This is a genomic window from Moorena sp. SIO2C4, from assembly GCF_010672485.1.
Taxonomy (GTDB): domain Bacteria; phylum Cyanobacteriota; class Cyanobacteriia; order Cyanobacteriales; family Coleofasciculaceae; genus Moorena; species Moorena producens.
The window spans coordinates 1-4,557 of the sequence record NZ_JAAHGN010000604.1; the positions used below are offsets into that span (position 1 = coordinate 1).

5 protein-coding genes are annotated in these 4,557 nt (G+C 43.2%); 4 read left to right on the forward strand and 1 reads right to left on the reverse strand.

All coding sequences use genetic code 11. The features are described 5' to 3' along the window. The 3 genes from F6K20_RS25440 to F6K20_RS25450 form a co-directional block, all read left to right on the forward strand. A partial coding sequence (locus F6K20_RS25440) for a hypothetical protein (protein WP_287296490.1) occupies window positions 1–318 on the forward strand: 318 nt, incomplete at its 5' end. 187 nt (window positions 319–505) lie between these two features. Continuing rightward, the gene (locus F6K20_RS25445) at window positions 506–658 is read left to right on the forward strand and encodes a hypothetical protein (protein WP_158026203.1); all 153 of its coding nucleotides are present in this window, start codon (window positions 506–508) and stop codon (window positions 656–658) included. Between the two features lie 13 nt (window positions 659–671). Next, entirely contained in the window at window positions 672–1,787 is a 1,116-nt protein-coding gene (locus tag F6K20_RS25450) for an SdrD B-like domain-containing protein (RefSeq protein ID WP_008184960.1), read from the forward strand. Here F6K20_RS25450 and F6K20_RS25455 read toward each other — a convergent pair. Beyond that, complete coding sequence (locus tag F6K20_RS25455) at window positions 1,749–2,066, reverse strand: hypothetical protein (protein ID WP_131826893.1); 318 nt, start codon at window positions 2,064–2,066, stop codon at window positions 1,749–1,751. The two genes, F6K20_RS25450 and F6K20_RS25455, sit on opposite strands and share 39 nt — an antisense overlap. Before the next feature lie 703 nt (window positions 2,067–2,769). Here F6K20_RS25455 and F6K20_RS25460 point away from each other — a divergent pair. Next, complete coding sequence (locus F6K20_RS25460; RefSeq protein ID WP_287296492.1) at window positions 2,770–4,452, forward strand: GumC family protein; 1,683 nt, start codon at window positions 2,770–2,772, stop codon at window positions 4,450–4,452. The last annotated feature ends 105 nt before the right edge of the window (window positions 4,453–4,557 follow it).

The following is a 4,557-nucleotide window of genomic DNA, read 5'->3' on the forward strand; positions in this document are numbered from 1 at the left end:
TTACATGTAGGGTGGGCAGTGCTCTATCGGATAGAGCACTGCCCACCCTACATGTATATCTGGCTGGTGGGCAGTGCTCTATCCGATTTTCAACTATTACTATCCCTTAATAAACCACTGCCCACCCTACATCTTTATTTATGCCCACCCTACATGTATATCTGGCTCTGGTGGGCAGTGCTCTATCCGATTTTCAACTATTACTATCCCTTGAAAAAGCACTGCCCACCCTACATCTTTATTTATGCCCACCCTACATGTATATCTGGCTCTGGTGGGCAGTGCTCTATCCGATTTTCAACTATTACTATCCCTTAATAAACCACTGCCCACCCTACATCATATCTACATCAGAACTCAATTTGTAACGTTTTGCAACTATGGCCAAAATGGCGGGACAGATTGAGCCTATTGTTCCATTTTTTAGATAGGTCTGGGATTAGCAACATCTCAAGTCTGATTGATTACTTATTTGATATAGGGGTTTCTAGCCTAATCAGACCCGGTGGTGCGTTACGGAACCGGCTGTCCCAATAGTGGGAACCGAAAAAATGAGGGCGAGCCGGTTCCTAACGCACCCTACGTAACTGTTCCCTGTTCCCTGTTCCCTGTTCCCTACTCCCTATTCCCTATTCCCTATAAACATACATTTCATTAATAGGAAAGTAACCATGATAGTAATCAACGATAGCGACAATTCCAATTCACACCCAAACCCATTGCCTACTCCGGTACCACTACCAGAACCAAATCCGAATGATCCTACTGGTTCTATTGGCAATTATGTTTGGTTAGACAGCAACAGAGATGGTCTCCAAAATGAGCCTCCTGAAAATGGTGTCAATGGCGTTACTGTTAATCTCTTCGACATCAACGGTAACCTAATCCAGACAACTACTACGAATGATGATAATAATGAGAATCCTGGTTTCTATCTATTTGAGAATATCCCGGATGACCTTTCTACTCGTTATACCCTGGAATTCGTTGCACCGGAAGGGTTTACTTTTACTACCCAAGATAATGACCCACGACAGTTTATTGATACCGATAGTCCCATAGATAGTGATGTTGATCCCAATACCGGTCGTGTTACTATCGGTCCGATCACTCGATTCTTGCCAGAAGGGATTGACCAATTGGTATGGGATGCTGGTCTGGTGCCAGTTAAACCAGGGTCAACCGGTACCCCAGGGGATGACAAACTGATTGGTACTCGTCGTAATGACCACATTAGTGGTGGAAAGGGTAACGATACTATTGTCGGTCGTGGTGGTAATGATACCCTCTCCGGGGATGGAGGCAAGGATGTAATTAAAGGGGGTGCTGGTAAGGATGTGCTTGATGGTGGCACTGGTCGTGACACGATTAATGGTGGTCGTGGTAATGACACGATTAATGGTGGTGGTGGTAAGGATCGTTTAGTGGGTGGTCGTGGTAATGACCACATCACTGGTGGTGGTGGTGATGACAGGATTAATGGTGGTCGTGGTAGTGATACGTTAGTTGGTGGTGCTGGTCATGATCAGTTTTTGTTCACTAAGGGCAGTAGCTTCCGCCATGGTGACGTGGATGTGATCGAGGACTTTGAAATTGGTGCAGATCTGATTAAATTGAAGGGCTTTGGTGCCATTGATCCTCAACAGTGGTTTCATAGAGCAGTAAAATCTGGTATCCTATCTGACAGTGACAAGGGTGTTGTTCTTTCTCCTAAGACTGGTGGAACCCTTGTGATTGAGGATGTGCATCTAGATCAATTGAGTGGTGACGATTTCCAATTGGTATAGAATAGATTTCTTGCAGAAGTAGGGAATAGGGAACAGAGAACAGGGAACAGGGGATAATAGTAGAACAGGCATCTTGCCTGTGGTGCTATGGGCATCTTGCCCGTGGTGGAATGGGCATCTTGGTAGAACAGGCATCTTGGCTGTGGTGCCATGGGCATCTTGGCTGTGGTGCCATGGGCATCTTGCCCGTTTCATTTCCGGGCAGGCAGGATGCCCACCCCACTCATATTCATTCGAAGATTCAGCAATGCCGTTTGGATTAGCGCTACCACCATCCACAAACAGGTAGTTAGGTGTGCATCAAGACAAGGTCGTTTAAATGCGCGACAGCTTACCAAAAATTTAGGGACTATTTGGGTTGGGAAGTGATTAACCGGAAATGATCTAATATCATGTCCGGTGCTTTCGGTAGTCTTCATAGTTTTCTGAAAAATTTGTCTGGAAATAATTTCACGCTTTTTTAAGTTGAAAGTAATTCACAAACTATTCACACACTAGTGTTATCGCTTTCTAAATCCAGTAGCTATTCAATTTTTGATAACTATCCGGATTTAGAGTTTTGAAGGTGTATTAATAATCGAGAGATTGGTTTTATATCAAAATAATAACGTTTTTTTTAGTTAGTTATTTACCTCAACATTTTGTTGGTTTTATTGATGATTACCACTCAAATATAAATGCTATTGGGAATCATACCAAGAATCAGCAATGCCCAGGTATATAGGGTTTGACGGTTTTTTTTTGTAACTAAATAATATCTAATTTAAATGCACAACAACTTACTCATGATGACTATAGCCTTTGTAATGGAAAGCTTTTGGCCATAACTACTTGATGCTACAAGCTCAAGTGCGGAAAGTGGGGTATTAATTTTCCTGATTATCTAGTTAGCACTTGTAGTATTAATCAGCGTTTACTCAAGTGAAATTCTTTTTCACTCTAGATAGAATAGTTCTCGCTCACCAGAACTACTTAACAGAACATGAGCATGGAAGTAAAGACTGAGAGTGTTGAGACCGGACAAGAGGAGATTAACCTATTTAAACTGGGGTCGATTCTGCTTCGGTTTTGGAAAACGGCATTAGCAGTGGGAACGACAGTTTTTGCAGGGGGGGCAGCAGCGACTTTTCTCAAGACCCCTGAATATGAGTCAGAGATGCTGATCCTAATGTATCGGGAAGCTTCCGTGCCTGATGTTGGTGGGTTACAAGAAACAGAAAAACCTAAAAATAAGGAAAATTTATCTACCGAAATTGAGATTCTTAAAAGTCGCTCTTTGGTTGCTAAGGCAATTAGCCCCCCAGAAAGCTCTTTTGACAAACTGTCTGTTAAAGAAGTAATCGAAAACATGTCGATTCGTCAGGTAGGGGATGCTGATGTACTGATCGTTTCATACCAAGACACAAATCCCCAAAGGGCTCAAAAAGTACTAGAAGCTCTCAGTTATACCTATGTCGATTACAGTATAGAGCGGCAGCGCTCCCAGGCAACCAATGCAATTCAGTTTATTGATGAGCAACTACCGAAAGCACAACAAGCCCTAAATGCAACCACATCAATTCTGCGTAGCTTTCGAGAACGCTATGGTATTGTGGAACCAGAAGCTTATGCTCTTCAGGTATCTGAACTCAAGCAATCTCTTGTGCAACAGGAGCAGGAAGTAGAAATTGCTCTGAGTCAGACTCAGCGACAGTTACAGGAATTACGCCAACAGCTACAAGAAGCAGGTCAACAACCCCAAGCAGCTTTAGCAAATTCGGTTCTCAGCCAAGATCCTTACTATAAAAACTTAGCTAATCAACTGACAGAACTAGAATCCGAGCTGGCTCTAGAGCTAACTCGTTTCCAGGATAATCATCCTGCGGTGGAAAGCTTACAACTGAAGCGTAACCAAATACAGAATCTATTGCAGAAGCGTACCCAAAGCATCCTGGGGTCAGCAAGCTCACAAATTGATATTAACCAGGTAGTGGGATACGGGGAAACTCGCCAAACACTAACTAATCAATTACTTGCTCTAGAGACAGGATTTGCCGCTCAGGAAAACCAGCTAGAGGCTATTCGTAAAGCTCAAACTGAAGTGGCAGCTCAGTTTCAGCAAATTCCCCAACTCCAGCAAGTGTATACCGAGCTACAGCGTCAGTTAGAAGTTAGATCCCAAGCAGTCAATAACTTACTAGAAAAACGGCAAGAGTTACAGATTGCTGAAGCTCAAGAAATTGCCCCTTGGGAGATTCTTGAGTCTCCTTACCTACCAGAAGATCCTATTTCTCCCAATATCAAACTGAATTTGATTTTGGCTTTACTTATGGGAGGATTGTCTGGGGTAGGAGCGGCATTCCTGCTGGAGCGTTTAGACCAGAAGGTAAAACAGGTCGAAGATTTAAAGCAACTAACGGGGCTATCTTTATTAGGAACTATTCCCCGTATCCGGGGACATATAGTCGGTGCTCGAATCGAAGAACAAAGAAGATTATCGAGTGATCAGCAGTCAGCATTTACAGAATCCTTGCGCTCTCTAGCCATGAATTTACGCTATCTTGGTGCAGCTACAAACAGGATCAAGGTTTTGGCTTTCACTTCTGCAATGCCCTCTGAAGGTAAGACAACGATTACCTATCATTTAGGAGCTGTTTTAGCTGAATTCGGTGCAAAAAACCGTTGAAAAACATGAGTAAAGTCTTACAAAAAAGGGTTGACAAAATTCAGACCGCATCCCAAAACAAGATATGAATCGTTTTGGGATGGTCGGTGGAGGGGAGATCGCAGA